Source organism: Azospirillum brasilense, from assembly GCF_001315015.1.
Lineage (GTDB): Bacteria > Pseudomonadota > Alphaproteobacteria > Azospirillales > Azospirillaceae > Azospirillum > Azospirillum brasilense.
In genome coordinates this window covers 39,333-55,000 of sequence record NZ_CP012917.1, presented here as the reverse complement: position 1 = coordinate 55,000, position 15,668 = coordinate 39,333, and the positions used below count along the sequence as shown (strand labels likewise).

The 15,668-nt window shown below is 70.7% G+C and carries 16 protein-coding genes (1 of these 16 only partly in view); 2 read left to right on the top strand and 14 right to left on the bottom strand.

Features of this window, described 5'->3' with window-relative positions; genetic code table 11:
* From AMK58_RS25145 to AMK58_RS25080, 14 genes are all read right to left on the bottom strand, one after another.
* Positions 1-90, bottom strand: the 5' end (the start) of a protein-coding gene (locus tag AMK58_RS25145) for a response regulator (RefSeq protein ID WP_035682866.1). Its footprint begins 285 nt before the window's first position; only the first 90 of its 375 coding nucleotides appear in the window; its start codon is at positions 88-90; its stop codon lies off the left edge, out of view.
* 139 nt (positions 91-229) lie between these two features.
* Entirely contained in the window at positions 230-1,672 is a 1,443-nt protein-coding gene (locus AMK58_RS25140; RefSeq protein ID WP_079285407.1) for a TadE/TadG family type IV pilus assembly protein, read from the bottom strand.
* On the bottom strand, positions 1,669-2,268 hold the full coding sequence (locus AMK58_RS25135) for a TadE/TadG family type IV pilus assembly protein (RefSeq protein ID WP_079285406.1): 600 nt from the start codon (positions 2,266-2,268) through the stop codon (positions 1,669-1,671). The genes AMK58_RS25140 and AMK58_RS25135 overlap by 4 nt, the downstream gene beginning before the upstream one ends.
* A gap of 5 nt (positions 2,269-2,273) precedes the next feature.
* Entirely contained in the window at positions 2,274-2,852 is a 579-nt protein-coding gene (locus tag AMK58_RS25130) for a TadE family protein (RefSeq protein WP_035682859.1), read from the bottom strand.
* A gap of 7 nt (positions 2,853-2,859) precedes the next feature.
* Positions 2,860-3,690 carry a tetratricopeptide repeat protein gene (locus tag AMK58_RS25125; RefSeq protein WP_059399605.1) on the bottom strand — a complete coding sequence of 277 codons (831 nt, stop codon included), beginning with the start codon at positions 3,688-3,690 and terminating at the stop codon, positions 2,860-2,862.
* Positions 3,687-4,709, bottom strand: coding sequence for a type II secretion system F family protein (locus tag AMK58_RS31160; protein ID WP_059399604.1), 1,023 nt, complete (start codon positions 4,707-4,709; stop codon positions 3,687-3,689). The genes AMK58_RS25125 and AMK58_RS31160 overlap by 4 nt, the downstream gene beginning before the upstream one ends.
* Positions 4,706-5,671, bottom strand: coding sequence for a type II secretion system F family protein (locus AMK58_RS25115; RefSeq protein WP_051140973.1), 966 nt, complete (start codon positions 5,669-5,671; stop codon positions 4,706-4,708). The genes AMK58_RS31160 and AMK58_RS25115 overlap by 4 nt, the downstream gene beginning before the upstream one ends.
* Positions 5,672-5,687: 16 nt before the next feature.
* Positions 5,688-7,082: a TadA family conjugal transfer-associated ATPase gene (locus tag AMK58_RS25110; RefSeq protein ID WP_059399603.1), complete on the bottom strand. Its 1,395-nt coding sequence runs from the start codon at positions 7,080-7,082 to the stop codon at positions 5,688-5,690.
* Entirely contained in the window at positions 7,079-8,290 is a 1,212-nt protein-coding gene (locus AMK58_RS25105; RefSeq protein ID WP_059399602.1) for a CpaE/TadZ family protein, read from the bottom strand. Before AMK58_RS25105 ends, AMK58_RS25110 begins: the two co-directional genes overlap by 4 nt.
* Complete coding sequence (locus AMK58_RS25100; RefSeq protein ID WP_236778367.1) at positions 8,287-8,952, bottom strand: CpaD family pilus assembly protein; 666 nt, start codon at positions 8,950-8,952, stop codon at positions 8,287-8,289. Before AMK58_RS25100 ends, AMK58_RS25105 begins: the two co-directional genes overlap by 4 nt.
* A 23-nt stretch (positions 8,953-8,975) precedes the next feature.
* On the bottom strand, positions 8,976-10,436 hold the full coding sequence (locus AMK58_RS25095; protein WP_059399600.1) for a type II and III secretion system protein family protein: 1,461 nt from the start codon (positions 10,434-10,436) through the stop codon (positions 8,976-8,978).
* Positions 10,437-10,467: 31 nt separating this feature from the next.
* Positions 10,468-11,346 (bottom strand): Flp pilus assembly protein CpaB, encoded by an 879-nt coding sequence (gene cpaB, locus AMK58_RS25090; RefSeq protein WP_211107378.1) that lies wholly within the window; start codon positions 11,344-11,346, stop codon positions 10,468-10,470.
* Positions 11,337-11,909 carry a prepilin peptidase gene (locus AMK58_RS25085; RefSeq protein WP_059399598.1) on the bottom strand — a complete coding sequence of 191 codons (573 nt, stop codon included), beginning with the start codon at positions 11,907-11,909 and terminating at the stop codon, positions 11,337-11,339. The genes cpaB and AMK58_RS25085 overlap by 10 nt, the downstream gene beginning before the upstream one ends.
* Before the next feature lie 39 nt (positions 11,910-11,948).
* Positions 11,949-12,161, bottom strand: a complete 213-nt coding sequence (locus tag AMK58_RS25080) for a Flp family type IVb pilin (protein WP_051140969.1) — start codon at positions 12,159-12,161, stop codon at positions 11,949-11,951.
* 721 nt (positions 12,162-12,882) lie between these two features.
* On the opposite strand from AMK58_RS25080, the gene AMK58_RS25075 reads away from it, so the two are divergent.
* Positions 12,883-14,052, top strand: a complete 1,170-nt coding sequence (locus tag AMK58_RS25075; protein ID WP_035682840.1) for a cytochrome-c peroxidase — start codon at positions 12,883-12,885, stop codon at positions 14,050-14,052.
* A gap of 174 nt (positions 14,053-14,226) precedes the next feature.
* The gene (locus AMK58_RS25070) at positions 14,227-15,507 is read left to right on the top strand and encodes an imelysin family protein (protein WP_035682838.1); all 1,281 of its coding nucleotides are present in this window, start codon (positions 14,227-14,229) and stop codon (positions 15,505-15,507) included.
* Positions 15,508-15,668: the final 161 nt, after the last annotated feature.

Genomic DNA, 15,668 nt, shown 5'->3' with positions numbered 1-15,668 from the left:
CTCCTCCAGGGTTTCGGCAATGGTGACCGCGACGACCGGGTCGTCCTCGGCGACGATCACATGGAAGGTCTGGGGGAAGGTCTGGGACATGACGGGCGGGCCTCTTGTCTGCACGGTCCCGATTCCTGTAGCCCATCGGGCGGCGGCGGACCAATGCGCAATAGGTCATAAACCGCCGTCTCCGCCATACCGCCCCTGGCCATGCTGCCGGCCGTTCAGCACCGGCCTTTCAGCGGATGATCCGCAAGTTGCTGAGCTGGCCGGCGATGGTGCGGAACACTGTCTGGAGGTCCGCCGGCGTCGGGCTGTCGAAATAATGGTTCGGGCCGGGCGAGGCGCAGCTTTGGTAAAGCGTGCGGGTGCTGCTGCTGGCGCTGTCGCCGACGGTGATGGTGAACAGGGTGATCCCCGCCGCCTTCATGTTGCTGCACAGCGTCAGCATGCGGTTGTCGATCGCCGTGGTCACCTGATTGGTGTTGGTGGTGCCGAGCAGCCCATCGCTGAGGCGCTGGTAGCTGGTGTAGTCGCCCTGCGGCTTGTACTTGTACCACTCGTTGTTGCCGTCGGTCAGCAGGACGACCGCCTTGGACATGTCCGGCGTCCCGTAATCGAGCGGCAGCGTGTTCGGCGTCGTGCCGCCCCACAGGCCGCGCCATTTCGGCGACAGGGTGAACCAGCCGGCCTGAAGCCCCTGGTTCGCCATGGTCCCGCCGCGGTTCACCGGCTTCAGCCCGGCGATCTTGGACAGCAGGGCCGTACGGTCGTTGGTCAGCGGCATGACCGGCGGCGGGCAGCCGAGGTTCGGCCCGGCCATGTCGTTGGTCTGACGGTAGGTACCGTCATCGGTGATGTTGTTCGGGGTCCAGGGATTGTCGTTGTTGTTCCCGTTGTATTGGTTGTTCGGGTACCAGAAGGGCTTGAAGGGCGCGGAAGCCGGCGGCGTGTCCGTCTGGTCCTGCGGCTGGGTGCGCGCCAGGACGCAGCCGCGCCAGCCCTGGGAGGCCCATTTGGTGGCGTCGTAGCTGCCCGCCGCCAGCCAGGTCGTCCGGGTCTTGCCGATGTTGACCTCCGCCGCGTAGGGGGCGATGGAGACCCACAGATTCTTCGGCGGCGTGCTGCCCGGCCCGAACAGGATGTTGACGAGGTCGGTGGCGGCGCTGCGCAGCTCCCCGATGCGGTTGTTGGTGGCCATCGAGCCGGTGACGTCGAGCACCAGGGCCAGCTCCAGCCCGGCGTTGGCGCGCTGCACCTGGTTGGTGACGGAGATGGTGAGCTGGTTGACCCGCAGGACGCGCAGAAAGGTCGTCGGCAGGGTGGCGGTGACGGAGACGCCGACGCGCTGGTTCGTCTGGTCCAGCGTCACCGCCGGGGTGCCGATGGCCGCGCCCAGGAAGCCCGGCGGCAGGTTGGCCGCGACGAACATGGCGATGTCCTTCTGGGCGTCCGCCGAGGAGTTCAGCATCTTGCCGGCGGCCAGCGCCCCGGCGTCGATGGCGGTCTGGAGCCGCGACTGCACCAGGAAGGCCCGGCCGTAATCCACCGCCAGCCCGACCATGCCCAGAAGCGGCACCGCGGCGGCGGCGAACATCAGCGCGGTGGCGCCCCGGCGGTCCCGCCGCACCGCGCCCAAGGAGGTGAGCAAGCGGCCCGCAGAGGTGAGCACTGTCCTCATGGCCCGGTCTCCAGCGTGGTGAGCGTGCCGAGCCGGGGCTGGTAGACGGCGCTGGCGTAGAGCGTCGTGGAGGTCCCGGCGTTGCCGAGCCAGGGTCCGCTCAGCAGGTATGGGGTGAAGCGGTAGAACAGCTCGGTGAAGATGGCGTTGTCGCCGGGCTGCTGGGTGAAGCCGGGCGGCAGTTTGGCGGCCCCACCCGCGGCGCCGAGGTGACTGGCGGCCGAGCCGGTGCCGGCCTGCTGCTGCCACATCACCCGCGATCCCTGGCCCATGTTGGCGACCGAGCTGACGATCACCTGCCCGCCGGCCATCAGGTCCAGCGGCTGGGCGACCTCCGTCGCGGCGAGAAACAGCACGCCGACCTCGTTTCCCTTCACCACCGTCATGCCGGCGCGCAGCTTGTCGAACTGGGTGGCGATGTCGCTGACATTGGCGGCGGTGCGGTTCAGGGTCAGGCTGATGCTGACGTAGCGCACCACGTCGACCGTGGCGGTGACCAGCAGCAGAAGAACCGGCGCCAGCAGCGCCATCTCCAGCGCCGCGACCCCGCGGCGGTCGCGCAACGGGTTTCGGCGGAATGGACAATGTCCCGTCATGCCGGTCACTCCCCCACCATGAAGGGTTCGTTGCGCACGGCCAAGCGGGCTTCGTGGACCAGCTCCGCCCGGCCGAGGATCGTGGCGCCGAGCCCGGTCAGCACCGGTTGGGTGTAGCGCAGCGCGTAGACGACGACCTGCCCGCTGCCGCCCAGCGCCGCCCCGGTCTGCTTGGCGTCCCAGTTGGTCGAGCCGCAATTCAGGTCGGTCAGCGAGGTCGAGGGCGGAACCCCGCCGTTGACCTGCCCCAGCGTGGTGAAGGAGGCGTAGCTGTGGCTGCGCACCGACAGGCGGCTCTGGTCGAGCACCCGGGAGGTCAGCCGGCGCACCGTGTCGCAGACCTGGGCGCGGCGGTCGGTGAAGCCGGTCGCCAGTTCCCCGGTGAAGCCGCTGCGGGCGGCGGCGCGGGCGGCGTGGTTGAGCAGACCGTCCACGGTCAGCGAGTAGGACACCTCGGCCAGCGCGATCATGCCCGCGATCAGCGCTGGAGACACGATGGCCAGCTCCAGCGTGGTCAGGCCCCGGCGGTCACGCAGAAGACGGGGCAAAAGGCGGAGCAGGGGGCTGCGGTTGCGGCTGAGCATGGCCGCCTCACGGTTTGAAGGCGACGAACTGGCGTGCCGTCTCGTAGAAGGCCAGGTTGGAACGCACGTTGGCGTCGTCGAGGTCGAGCCGGGCCACGCGGGCCGCCGCCTCCAGATCGCCCTTAAGCCCATAGGCCAGCGCGAGGTTCTGGCGCACGCGGGGAGAGTCGACCCCGCCTTGCACGAGGCCTTCGAGGATCGCCACCCCCTCCGCGCTGCCGTTCAGCGCCAGTGACAGGCCGAGGTTGGCCATGGCCGCCGCGTTGTTCGGCTCCGCCTTCAGGACGTGGCGGTATTCGCCCTGGGCTTCCGCGTGCCGCCCGGCGAGGTCGAGGGCGACGCCGCGGTTCAGGCGGGCGCGCAGGTCGTCGTCGTTGCGGCGGAGCAGGGCGTCGAAGCGGTTCAGCGCGTCGGCGGGCCGGTTGGCGCGGACCAGCGCGCGACCCAGCGCCGTCTGCACCTCCACATTGTCGGGCACCGCTGCGGCGGCCTTCTGGAGTTCGACCACCGCGTCGGCGGCGGACCCGCTCTCCGACAGGGTTTCGCCCAGCCCGAGCAGGGCGCCGACATGGCCCGGCGCCTGATCCAGCACCGCCCGGTAGAAGCGCACCGCGGAGCCGGTGTTGCCCGCCTCCTGCGCGGCGCGGGCGAGGCGGAGCTGCACGCGCGCCTTGTCGTCCAGCGTGGCGTTGGCCGTGGGGCCGTTCTTCGACCCCACCGGCCCACCGCCCGGCGGGCTGGCGCAAGCGCTGACCGACAGCAGCAGGAGGGCGGCCGCCGCGGCGCGGCCCAGGGACAGACGCTTCCTGGACGGACGGAGGGACGGGGTGGCGATCATGGCTGACCTCCCTTGGTCTGGCTGTGGGGCGGGTTCGAATGGGTCTGGCTGGAATGGGCCTGCTGGCTGGTGCCGGCGCTGTCGAAGCTGCGCGAGACGTCGAGCATGGCGGGGCCGCCGACGACGATGAAGACGCAGGGCAGGATGAAGACCACCATGGGCAGGGTGAGCAGCACCGGCAGGCGGGCCGCCTTCTCCTCGAACCGGGCGAGGCGCTGGGCGCGCATCTCCCCGGCCAGGACGCGCAGCGCCTGGGCCAGCGGCGTGCCGTAGCGCATGGCCTGGATCAGCGTCGTCGCCATGCCGCGCACGCCCTCCATGTCCAGCCGGGCGGCCAGATTGTTGAGCGCGCCGCCGCGGTCGGACAGCACGCGCATCTCCGCCGCGGTGGCCGACAGCTCGGCGCTCAGCGCCGGGTAGGCGGTCGCCACCTCGCGGGCCACGCGGTCCACCGCCGCTTCCAGGCCGAGGCCGGCCTCGCCGCAGATCACCAGCAGGTCGAGCGCGTCGGGCAGGCCGTTGCGCACCTCCTCCAGGCGGCGGTCGCGCATCCGGCCCAGCGCCAGATCGGGCAGCCGCCAGCCGAGCAAGGCGCCGGCCACCACCTGCGCGGCGGCGCCCGGCGCGCCGATCAGCGACGGCAGCAGGTCGCCCGCCGCCGCCGGGACCAGCGCCATCCCGGCGCCGATGCACAGCAGCTTGATGCCGAGCAGGGAATAGAGGTGGCCGGGCTGGTTGTAGCCGGCGGCGATCAGGCTCTTGCGCATCCGCTCCCGGTCGGCGGAGCCGACGAGCGGCGTGCGTGCCAGCGCGGCGCCGATCCGGCTCAGCAGGCTGCGGCGTTCCGTCTCCGGCGCGGCTGAGGGCGCGGTTCCGGCGCGCAGGCGCTCCAGCCGGGCCAGCAGCCGCTCGCGCAGCACGCAGGAGCGCAGCCCGGCCACCCCGGTCAGGATCATCAGCACGCCGAAGCCGAGAAGGACCGGCTGTGGGATCAGGCCGCCCATCACGCCGCCGCTCATGACAGGGTCCTCCGGATGAGGAGCTGCATGGAGCCGACGCCGACCAGCAGCAGCCCGCCCGCCACCAGCAGCATCGTCTGGCCGCTCGGCTCGTCGATCAGCCGCCATGCATAGTCGGGGTTCAGCATCGCCATGCCGCCGCCGGCCAGGAAGGGCAGGGCGGCCAGCACGGCGGCGGAGCTGCGCGCCTCCGAGGTCAGGGCGCGGGTGCGCATCTGCACGCGGCGGCGCTGGCGGATCATGTCGGCCAGATTCTCCAGCGGCTCCGTCAGGTTGCCGCCGGTTTCCCGCTGGAGCAGCAGGGTGACGACGAAGAAGCGGAACTCCGGCAGGCGGACGTTGGCGGCGGCGCGGGCCAGCACGGTTTCCAGGTCGATGCCCATGGCCGTCTCGTCGACGATGCGGCGGAACAGCGGGGCGATCGGCTCGGACAGCTCGGTGCCGACCATGCGCAGGCTTTCCGACACCGGGATGCCGGCGCGAGTGGCGCGGACGACGAGGCTGATCGCGTCGGGGAGCTGGTTCATCAGCGCCTCCAGCGTCTTGCGGCGGCTGGCGGCGAAGACGAGGCGCGGGGTGACCAGCAGGGCCACGGCGGCGGCGGTCGTGGCGCCCGCGTCGCCCATTACCGGCCCGCCCAGCCACCAGCACAGGCCGGCGGCGATCACGGCGTACAGAAGCGCCCGCCACAGCCGGATGCCCGGCGGCAGATAGACGGTCTGGCGCCGTGCGTAGAAGCGCGACATGCGCCGCTTCACCCGGTCGGCGAGGGTCAGGGACCCGGCGCCGGTGATGTCGGGGCTGCCGTCCTCGACCACCGCCCGCGCCTCGGCCGACAGGGCGGCCAGCCGGCGGCGTAGCGCCGTGTGGCGGCGGAAGGCGCGCAGGGTGGACAGAGCGAACAGCAGCGTCCCGACGCCGAGGAGCGTGGTGGCGAGCTGAAGGGCCTGGATGCGGTCCATCGCGTGTACCCTCCCGCTACAGGCCGGTGGTGGCGGTGTTCCAGGCCGCCTCCTGCCCGAAATAGGCCAGCCGCTCGGCGAAGCGTGGGCGCAGGCCGGTGGCGGCGTAGCGCCCTTCCAGGATCCCGTCGCGGTTCTCGCCGCGGAACTCGAAGGTGAAGAGGTCCTGGGTCAGGATCACGTCGCCCTCCATGCCGACCAGCTCGGTGACGTGGGTGATGCGGCGCACGCCGTCGCGCATGCGCTGGACCTGGACGATGACGTTGACCGCTCCGGCGATCTGCTGGCGGATGGCGCGGCTGGGCAGGTTCATCCCGGCCATCAGCACCATGTTCTCGACGCGGCTCAGCGCGTCGCGCGGATTGTTGGCGTGGATGGTGGACATCGACCCGTCATGGCCGGTGTTCATGGCCTGGAGCATGTCGAAGGCCTCCGCCCCGCGCACCTCGCCGATGATGATGCGGTCGGGCCGCATGCGCAGCGCGTTGCGGACGAGGTCGCGCTGCGTCACCTGCCCCTGGCCCTCCAAGTTGGGCGGGCGCGTCTCCAGCCGGACGACATGGGGCTGCTGGAGCTGGAGTTCGGCCGCGTCCTCGATGGTGATGACGCGTTCCGTCGCCTCGATGGGGCGGGACATGGCGTTGAGCAGCGTCGTCTTGCCCGAGCCGGTGCCGCCGGAGATGATGACGTTCAGCCGGCAGCGCCCGATGATCTCCAGCGCGCGGGCCATCGGCTCGGACATGCTGCGGAACTCCACCAGCTCGCGGAAGCCGATGGTGCGGCGGGCGAATTTGCGGATGGAGATGCAGGCGCCGTCGAGCGCCAGCGGCGGCACCACGATGTTGACGCGGCTGCCGTCGGCCAGGCGGGCGTCGACCATCGGGCTGGACTCGTCCACCCGCCGCCCCACCGCCGAGGCGATGCGTTGCGCGATGTTCAGCAGATGCCCGGCGTCGCGGAAGCGCACCGGCATCTCCACCAGCTTGCCGCGCTGCTCGGCGAAGGTGCGCGACGGGCCGTTGACCATGATGTCGGTGATCGCGTCGTCGGCCAGCAGCGGTTCCAGCGGCCCCAGCCCGATCATGTCGTGGACCAGCTCCGTCGCCAGCGTGGCCTGCTCGCGCCCGTTCAGCTGGCTGCGGCTGGTGGTGGCGATGTCGTCGATCAGCCGCTCGACCAGCGGGCGCAGCGTTTCCGCCGGCATGTCGGCGATGGTCGCCGGGTCGATGCGGGCCAGCACCTGCGACCGGATGTCGTTCAGCGAGCGGTTGACCGGGCGCAGCGCGGCCGGCGGCGGCGGGGCGGGAGGTGCCACCGGCGCCGGCGGCAGGGCGGGCTTCGGCTCCTCGGGCGGCGGGCTGGCGACCGCCAGGGAGGGGGGGGCGGTCTTGCGGCCGAACAGGGTGCTCATCGCCGCACCCAACGGCGGAACAGGCCGTCCTGGGCGGCGGGCTGCCCGGCGACGTCGGCGCCCAGCCGCTCCATCGCCTCGCGGAAGCGGCGGCAGTGGCGGAAGGCCGGCTCGCCGACGCCCGCGGCGACGGCCAGCGGCACCGGGCGGTAGGGCAGGGCGTGCTCCGGCGGCTCGCCCAGCGTGCGCATGAGGTCCGCCGCGGGAAGCTCGCCGGGGGCGCCGCGCCGGTTCAGGACGGTGACCAGACGCCCGCCGCCGGCCCGGCGCGCGATGGCGGCGCGCAGCCGCACCAGATCGCGCAGACCGGCGACGCTGGCGTCGCCGACCAGGACCACGATGGACGCCGCCTCCAGCGCGGCGCGGGCGGCCCCGCCCTGGGCGCGGCCGGCGTCCACGACGACGTAGTTGTGGCGGGCCTGGAGACGGTTCAGCACCGACAGGGCGGCGGCCGGCGCGATGTCGATCACGTCCTCCACCGGTTCCTCCGCCGCCAGGACGGACAGGCGGTCGGAGGCGGCGACCATGGCGCGCTCCATGAACACGTCGTCAACCCGGTCGGGCGCCTCCACCGCCTCGCGCAGCGCCGGCTCGGGCCGCAGGTTGAGGGCCAGCGCCACCGTGCCGTTCTGCAGGTCGAGGTCGACCAGCGCCGTGCGGCCCCGCGCCCCGTCGGCCAGCCAGCAGCCCAGATGCACCGCCACCGTGGTCGTGCCCACGCCGCCGCGCGCGCCGACCACCGCCACCAGCTTGCCCAGCCGTCCCGCCGCCTCGTCCGCCGCGGCGCCGGCGGCGGCGGCGCGCAACGCCCCCTCCAGCAGGTCGCGGGACAGCGGCTTGAACAGATAGTCGGTGACCCCGATCCGCCGCAGGTCGCGATAGAGGCCGATGTCGTTGCTGTCGCCGACCGCAATGACCCGCACCGACGGGTCGCAGACCCCGGCCAGCGCCTCCATGGCGGCCAGCGGGTTGGCGACGCCGGACAGATCGACCAGCAGCAGGTCGGGCGAGCGCTGGCGAGCAAGATCGCGGACGGCGCTGCGGATGTCGCCGGTCCGCACCTCGCAGGGCAGCAGGGACGCGGCAGCGCTGTTCAGCAGGGCAGCGCTGGCCGCGTCGGCGAGGTAGGCGAGCAGGCGGGGAGCGGAGCCGCGGGCGGCGTCGGCCGGCGACGGCGCGTCCCCGAGAAGGGTGGCGAGCAGGCTCATTGGTCCTCCTGGGTTCCGTTCATGCCGGGGGCCAGCAAGAAGGTGTTGGAGCCGTTGCCCTTCACGAAGGGCTTCACCTTGTCGGCGCGGTAGCGCTGGACGGCACCGGCCATGCGCTGGCCGTCGGCGGGCACGGTCTCGCGGCCCTGCACGAGGTCGCGCGGATCGGCCAGCATCAGAGCGAGGTTGCGCCGGTTGCTGCAGCCCAGCGCCTCGGTCGGGCTGTTCTGGTACCAGCCGTTGTAGATGTCGCTCCACGCCCCGCAGTCCGGGGCCAGCGCGACGTAGGTGGTCACCTGGAGCGCCGGGGCGCCGGTCTGGTCGGGGGCGAAGGTGACGTTCTCCGGCGGCACCCCGGCTTGGCCCAGCAGGGAGGCGACGGCGGCCCGCGCCGGAGCGGCGAGCATCGGGCCGGTGACCGTCACGTGGGGGGTGGCGTCGCGGCCGAGCCCGGCCACCGTGCGCACCACCCGGGCGTGTTCCTCCGCCGTGACGGCGCCGCTGCGCGGGTCGATGGCGACGGGAACGGCGTTGCGGAAGGCCTTCACGACGGGCGTCTGGGCGACGGGCATCGGCGGGGGCGTCTGTGGCACGGCGCAGCCGCCCAGCAGACCCGTGAGGAGTGGCAGAAGCAGCATCGGCGTTCGCATGGCTCTGGGCATGGCGCTGTGCTCCGCGAAAGGGGTCATTGGAGGCTGAAGCCGGCATCGCCGTGCAGGCGGGCGGCGCCCGGCCCGATCGCCATCGGGGCGGCGAGCGGGGCGGCCGGAGCCGCGCTGCCGCCGCCCGGCGGGGGCTGGAGGCTCTGGGCGCGGTTCAGGAAGATGCGCTCCACGTCGGTCGCCGCGACGAAGCCGTCGGTCGGGGCGGACAGGGCGTTGGCGGCGGACACCGGACGGACGAGGTAGGGGGTCACGACGATGACCAGCTCCGTCTCGTTGCGGCGGAATTTGCTGGAGTGGAACAGCGCCCCCAGCACCGGCACGTCGCCCAGCCCCGGCACGGCGTCCAGCGTCGCCGAGGTGTTGTTCTGGAGCAGGCCGGCGATGGCGAAGCTCTGCCCGCTGGCCAGCTCGATGGTGGTCTCGGCGCGGCGCACCGACAGGCCGGGGATGCGGATGGAGTCGACCACGACGGCGCCGTTGTTGGTCAGCTCGCTGACCTCCGGGCGGACGCGCATGCTGATCTGGCCGCCGCCCAGAACGGTGGGGGTGAAGTCCAGGCTGACGCCGTACTTCTTGAACTGGATGGTGGTGGTGCGGTCGTACTGGGCGACCGGGATGGGGAACTCGCCGCCGGCCAGGAAGCTGGCCGTCTCGCCGGACAGGGCGGTCAGGTTCGGTTCGGCCAGCACGGTGATGAGACCGTCCTCGGCCAGCGCGTCCACCACCGTGTTGATGTCCACCCGGCCGTTGCTGGAGCGGTAGCTGCCGCCGAAGGAGTTGGTCGGGGGCGCGGCGCGGATCAGGTTGCCGGCGGCGTCCAGGATGGTCCGTCCGGTGGCAATGCCGAAGGCGAAGGAGCCGATGTTGAACATGCTCTCGAAATTGACGCCCAGTTCCTTGGTCACCTGCCTCGACACCTCGGCGACGCGGACCCGCAGGTTGACCTGGGCGGGGGCGGCGATGGTCAGGCGGTTGGTGACGGTCTGCCCCTGGCCGACGTAGCGCTCGGCCAGCTCGACCATCTGCCGCGCCGTGGCGGGGGAGGAGACGGTGCCGGTCAGCGAGATTCCGTTGCCGGTGCTCTGCACGTCGATGGCGGCGTTGGGCACCTGGGCGACCAGCTTGGACCGCAGGTCGCCGATGGGCATGGTGACGACGACGCTGAAGGAGGCGAGCGGCTTGTTGTCCGCCGACAGGGCGTAGACGCTGGCCCGCCCTGGCGTCTTGGCGACGATGAAGAAGGCCTGCGGGCCGGACGCCTGCACATCGGCGATCTCCGGGGCGGAGGTGAAGACGCTGGCCGCCGGGGCCGGCAGGTTGACCGGCTGTCCGCCGCCGACCTCCAGCGTGATCTCGCGGGGGCGCTGCTGCGCCTGGGCGGGCGTCGCGGCCAGCGCCGCGAACAGCCCGGCGAGAAGGACCGCCCCCATGAACTTGAAGGCCGTGACCCGGCTTGTGGTGTTGATGGTTGCCATCGTCATGAATTCGTCCCCCCTGGGTCGGCGCGCCGGTTCAGCGTTCGAGCGTTTCCGTCTTGGAGCCGCGGATGATGAGCAGCGGCGGGCGGCGGGCGGCTGGCGCCTCCGCGCTGTGGGGTGCGGGAAGCTGGCGCAGGGCGGGCGACACGTCCTCAGCCCAGGTCGGCGGGGAGGCGGGTTCCGCATCTCCGACGGCGAGGGCGGTCTCGTCGGCGAGCAGGCTGCGCAGCGCCAGCGACAGCTTTCCCATCGCGGCGGCGACGGTGACCGTCTCGCTCTGGCGCGCGGTGACCTCCAGAGTCACGGTGCGGGGAACGCGCCCGTCCGGCCCGTTCTTCGCCATGCCGGCCTCGCCGAGCTGCTGGTCGATGGCGATGACGCGCAGGTTCTGGAGCACGGTCTCGCCGACCGCCCGGCTGCGCAGGTCGCGCCCCGCCTGGGATTCGAAATTCTGGGTCAGGATCAGGTCCACGCGGTCGCCGGGCCAGATCAGCCCGCCGGTCGCGCTGACCGCGTCCACCGCGACCGAGACGGCGCGGCTGCCGGGCGACAGGACGGCGGCGAGGAAGCCGCGCTCCCCCGGCGCCACGATGTGCCCGGCCATGATCGGCTCGCCCGCCGCGAAGGACCGGCGGGTGACGGCGCCGCTGTAGGCGCTTTCCGCCACCCGGCCCCGCACCATGTAGCCGTCCACCAGACGGCCCGGCGGCCAGGGCTCCCAGCGCAGATCCTCGGCGCGCAGAAGCATGCCGGTGGAGATCGGGCGGGCGGCGACCAGAACGGAGTCCATGGGCGCCTGGGGCGCCGGGACCGCGACGGCGGCGGTCGGGGCCGGCAGCATCGAGAAGGACACGTAGCCCACCAGCGAGAGCCCGACGAGCAGCAGGGACAGGAAAAGCACTCTCAGAACCATGCCGCGCCTCCGGTGGGGTTGGAGAGGGTGAGCAGCCCGCCGGCGGCCAGGGCGACGCCGTAGGGCACGGAATGGCGGGTGGCGATGCGGTGCGCCTCGGCCGCCAGGACATGGGCCAGCAGGCGGGCCGGGCCGGTGAGCCCGCCGAAGCGGCGCAGCAGCCGGCGCGTCGGTCGTGCGTTGCGCAGAGCCAGCCACCCGGCGAGATAAAGGAGGGAGAGCACTCCGCCGGCCAGCGCGGTCGCGGTCGCGAAGGATGCGGCCCGTTCCACCCCGACCAGCAGCAGGATGGCCGAGGCCAGTTTCACGTCCCCTCCGCCCAGCCAGCCCCGACCGTGCAGGGCGCACAGAACGAGGAGGAGCGTGGCGGCGGCGGCAAGGCTGCCCCAGGGAAAGGGCGCGCCCTGCCAGAGCGGAAGCGCGAGGCCGAGGGTGGCGAGGAAGATGGATACCGTGTCGGGGATGATGCGCCGGCACAGGTCGTCCGCCGCCGCCCAACCCAGCGCAAGTCCCGCCATGGGCAGCGCCAGGGAGAGGGGATCGAAGAGCGCGATCGTATCCATGGCGGGACTTTGCGTGGGAGGGGGGTGGGGCGGCGGCGCTTACGGGATGGTCGTCGAGGTGCCGCTGACCGTGGTGCCGATGCCGGTGAACAGGGTGCTGACGTTGGTGCCGAAGGTGCGGGCGCCGCCGATGATGACGAGCGCGACGAGCGCCGCCGCCAGACCGTATTCGAGGGCCGTGATGCCCTTGCGGTCCTTGGTCGCGGCCTGGACCGGGGAAATGATGGCGCGGATGTTGGCGAAGAGGGTCATTGATTGTCTCCGTTGATAATTGAGATGCGAAGGGGTTTCGCTTCAATGCGGTGAAGCGGAGGGGTCTGATTACTGATTTTCAGGGAATGCACGGCGTCTGTGATTTGAAGGATGGCGAAGGCTGGCATTTTATTAAACCTATCGATAGGGGTAGTCCGGCGGGCCTGCGCCGTTGTCCTAGCCATCCGAAACGCAACTTTCCGCACGGATTTCAGGCAAAGCGTGGGCATCGCCATGCGCAAAGGCGTCGCGTCAAAGAAACGGGGAGAAGAACGCCACGTGGGGAGGCGAATGACGGACGGATTGCTTTGGAAGGAAATGGTTAGAATTTGAAGTGATTATCGGATTGTGCCGGGATTGCGCCGGTGTGGGGGCCGCCGCTCCCTTCGTGGCGTTCGGAGCATTTGGAGTCCCGACGGTGGTGCCGCCTCGCCCCGGAATGGCGGCAAGCCCACCGGTTGGCGAAGCAGAGTCGGTAGCCGGGTCGGGGTACCCTTTTCCGTCAGGGCGAAGCGCCCGGACCGGATCGTCCATCCGGGAACAGGGCCGGACGAACGGGGCGAGGGGTTAATCCCGCCGGTCCTACGACCAGTGGCAATAGGTCGCACGTTCGTGATAATGAGAATAACTATCATCCAGGCCGAAGGGCATGGATACTGACCGGCAGGCCCCGCCATGGATTGCCGCCGTGGGCCACCGCCGTCAAGGAGCGAGTGTCAGGATGTCATTGTTCGGCAAATACGCCGCGCCGGCCGCAGCGCTGCCCTCTCTGTTGATCGCTGGCCTGTTGATCGCCGGTGGGTCCGGCATGGCCGCCGATCCGGCTGAATTGCAGAAAGCCAAGGCCGAGCTGGGCAAGGCGCTGTTCTTCGACAACAACCTGTCCTCCACCCGCAGCCAATCCTGCGCGACCTGCCACAACCCGGAATTCGGCTTCGCCGACCCGCGCGGTGCGGCGTCGCTGGGGGCCGACGGCAAGTCGCTGGGCGACCGCAACGCGCCGACCGCCGCCTACGCTCACCTTTCCCCGCGCTTCGGCTTCAAGGCCAACGGGGTTCCCTTCGGCGGGCAGTTCCACGACGGCCGGGCCGCCACCCTCCAGGAACAGGCCGGCGGTCCGCCGCTCAACCCCGCCGAGATGGCCATGGCCTCCAAGGCGGAGGTGCAGGGGCGGCTGAAGGAGAACCCGGACTACGCGCGCAGCTTCGTCGCCCTCTACGGCGCGGGGGTGCTGGACGACGCCGACCGCGCCTACGACGCGATGACCGACAGCATCGCCGCCTTCGAGAGGACCGACGTCTTCTCGCCCTTCGATTCCAAGTACGACCGCTATCTGCGCGGCGACTACAAGATGACCGGCGAGGAGGAACTTGGGATGACCCTGTTCTTCTCGCAGCAGTTCACCAACTGCAACGTCTGCCACAAGCTGAACGCCATGCCGGCGGCGACGAACGAGGTCTTCACCAACTACGAGTACCACAACATCGGCGTGCCGGTGAACGCGGAGCTGCGGGCGGCCAACGGGGTGGCGGCGACGCACATCGACCGCGGGCTGGCCGAAAATCCGGCGCTGAAGGGCCAGAAGGCCTATGAGGGGAAGTTCAAGACACCGACCCTGCGCAACGTCGCGGTGACCGGTCCCTATATGCACAACGGCGTCTTCAAGGACCTGGAGACCGTCGTCCGCTTCTACAACAAATACAACAGCCGCAAGCCGGCCGACCAGATCAACCCGGAGACCGGCAAGCCCTGGGGCAATCCGGAGGTCGCCGCCACCGTCTCCATCAAGGAGCTTGAGGAAGGCCCGGCGCTCGACGACCGCCGAATCAAGGCGCTGGTCGCCTTCATGAAGACGCTGACCGACGCCCGCTACGAACCGCTGGTGAAGTGAGCGCGGCCGGGTGGGGCCGCCGCCGTGGCCCTGCGTTCCGCCGCAAAATCAGCAATGCGCAGCCTGCTTGGCAATTGCATCTTGACAATGAGAGTGATTAGCGGCGCATGTTGAGAATGCTTCGCACTTTCATGGCTGTGACGCCAACGATCACCGACGCTTGAGGAGACCTTCATGTTCAAGCACGCCTCCGGCCTTGCCGCCGCGGCTCTCATCGCGCTGGCGCCGCTCGCCGCCGACGCCCAGACGGCCAAGCCCGCCTACAAGGACGTGGTGAAGACCTACGCCGACATCGCCCAGGCCGGCTACGAGGACTCCGCCAGCACCGCCAAGGCGCTGAAGAAGGCCATCGACGCGCTGGTGGCCAACCCGTCGGAGACAACGCTGGCCGCCGCCCGCACGGCGTGGCTGAACGCCCGCGTCCCCTACATGCAGACCGAGGCCTTCCGCTTCGGCAACCCGATCGTCGACGAATGGGAAGGCAAGGTCAACGCCTGGCCGCTCGACGAGGGCCTGATCGACTATGTGGACGACAGCTACGCCGGTGGCGACAGCAACCCCTTCGCCAAGGCCAACGTGATCGCCAACCCGAAGATCAAGGCCGGCGACAAGACCATCGACGCCCGCAAGATCACCAAGGAGCTGCTGGCCGACACGTTGCACGAGGCCGGCAAGGTCGAGGCCAACGTGGCGACCGGCTACCACGCCGTCGAGTTCCTGCTGTGGGGCCAGGACCTGAACGGCACGGGTCCGGGCGCCGGCGCCCGCAAGGCGACCGACTACGCCAAGGGCAAAGACTGCACCAACGGCAACTGCGACCGCCGCGCCCAGTTCCTGACCGTCGCTACCCAGATGCTGGTCGAGGACCTGGAGGAGATGGCCAAGGCCTGGGGCGCCAAGGGCAAGGCCCGCGCCTCCATCGCCAAGGCCAAGGAGTCGGAGGGCGTCGCCCGCATCCTGACCGGCCTCGGCAGCCTCAGCTATGGCGAGCTGGCCGGCGAGCGCATGAAGCTCGGCCTTATGCTGCATGATCCGGAGGAGGAGCATGACTGCTTCTCCGACAACACCCACAATTCGCACTATTACGACCAGGTCGGCATGGTGAACGTCTACAACGGGCGTTACACCCGCGTGGACGGCAAGGTCGTGACCGGTCCGTCGCTGTCGCAGTATGTCGCCGCCACGGCGCCGGAGGCCGACGCCAAGGTGAAGGAGGCGATGACCGCCACCACCGCCGCCATGAAGGTCATGAAGGACACCGCGGACAGCGGCAAGATGGCTTACGACCAGATGATCGGCACCGACAACGCCGAAGGCAACGCGATCATTTCGACCGCGGTGGACCGTCTGGTCGACCAGAAGAAGGCCCTGGAAAGCGTCGTCGCCGCCCTGGGCGTCTCGGTCGATCTGGCCGGTTCGGACAGCCTCGACAACCCGTCCGCTGTCGGAAAGTAAGACATCGGCAAGTAAGACGTCGGCAAGCAAGCCGACGGACCATGGGCTGCGGCCCTTCCTTCCCGCGTGGGGCGGCGTTGTCCGCTCCCCGCCGACCGCCCGCGCGGGGGAGGGGCCGCAGCCCTGCCTTTTCGTCTTCATGAGATGGGGCCTTCCGCCCG

Coding starts and splice junctions, on each gene's coding strand:
- AMK58_RS25140 (WP_079285407.1), bottom strand. CDS start 1,672: ATGAGGACAGTGCTCACCTCTGCGGGCCGCTTGCTCACCTCCTTGGGC.
- AMK58_RS25135 (WP_079285406.1), bottom strand. CDS start 2,268: ATGACGGGACATTGTCCATTCCGCCGAAACCCGTTGCGCGACCGCCGC.
- AMK58_RS25130 (WP_035682859.1), bottom strand. CDS start 2,852: ATGCTCAGCCGCAACCGCAGCCCCCTGCTCCGCCTTTTGCCCCGTCTT.
- AMK58_RS25125 (WP_059399605.1), bottom strand. CDS start 3,690: ATGATCGCCACCCCGTCCCTCCGTCCGTCCAGGAAGCGTCTGTCCCTG.
- AMK58_RS31160 (WP_059399604.1), bottom strand. CDS start 4,709: ATGAGCGGCGGCGTGATGGGCGGCCTGATCCCACAGCCGGTCCTTCTC.
- AMK58_RS25115 (WP_051140973.1), bottom strand. CDS start 5,671: ATGGACCGCATCCAGGCCCTTCAGCTCGCCACCACGCTCCTCGGCGTC.
- AMK58_RS25110 (WP_059399603.1), bottom strand. CDS start 7,082: ATGAGCACCCTGTTCGGCCGCAAGACCGCCCCCCCCTCCCTGGCGGTC.
- AMK58_RS25105 (WP_059399602.1), bottom strand. CDS start 8,290: ATGAGCCTGCTCGCCACCCTTCTCGGGGACGCGCCGTCGCCGGCCGAC.
- AMK58_RS25100 (WP_236778367.1), bottom strand. CDS start 8,952: ATGCCCAGAGCCATGCGAACGCCGATGCTGCTTCTGCCACTCCTCACG.
- AMK58_RS25095 (WP_059399600.1), bottom strand. CDS start 10,436: ATGACGATGGCAACCATCAACACCACAAGCCGGGTCACGGCCTTCAAG.
- cpaB (WP_211107378.1), bottom strand. CDS start 11,346: ATGGTTCTGAGAGTGCTTTTCCTGTCCCTGCTGCTCGTCGGGCTCTCG.
- AMK58_RS25085 (WP_059399598.1), bottom strand. CDS start 11,909: ATGGATACGATCGCGCTCTTCGATCCCCTCTCCCTGGCGCTGCCCATG.
- AMK58_RS25080 (WP_051140969.1), bottom strand. CDS start 12,161: ATGACCCTCTTCGCCAACATCCGCGCCATCATTTCCCCGGTCCAGGCC.
- AMK58_RS25075 (WP_035682840.1), top strand. CDS start 12,883: ATGTCATTGTTCGGCAAATACGCCGCGCCGGCCGCAGCGCTGCCCTCT.
- AMK58_RS25070 (WP_035682838.1), top strand. CDS start 14,227: ATGTTCAAGCACGCCTCCGGCCTTGCCGCCGCGGCTCTCATCGCGCTG.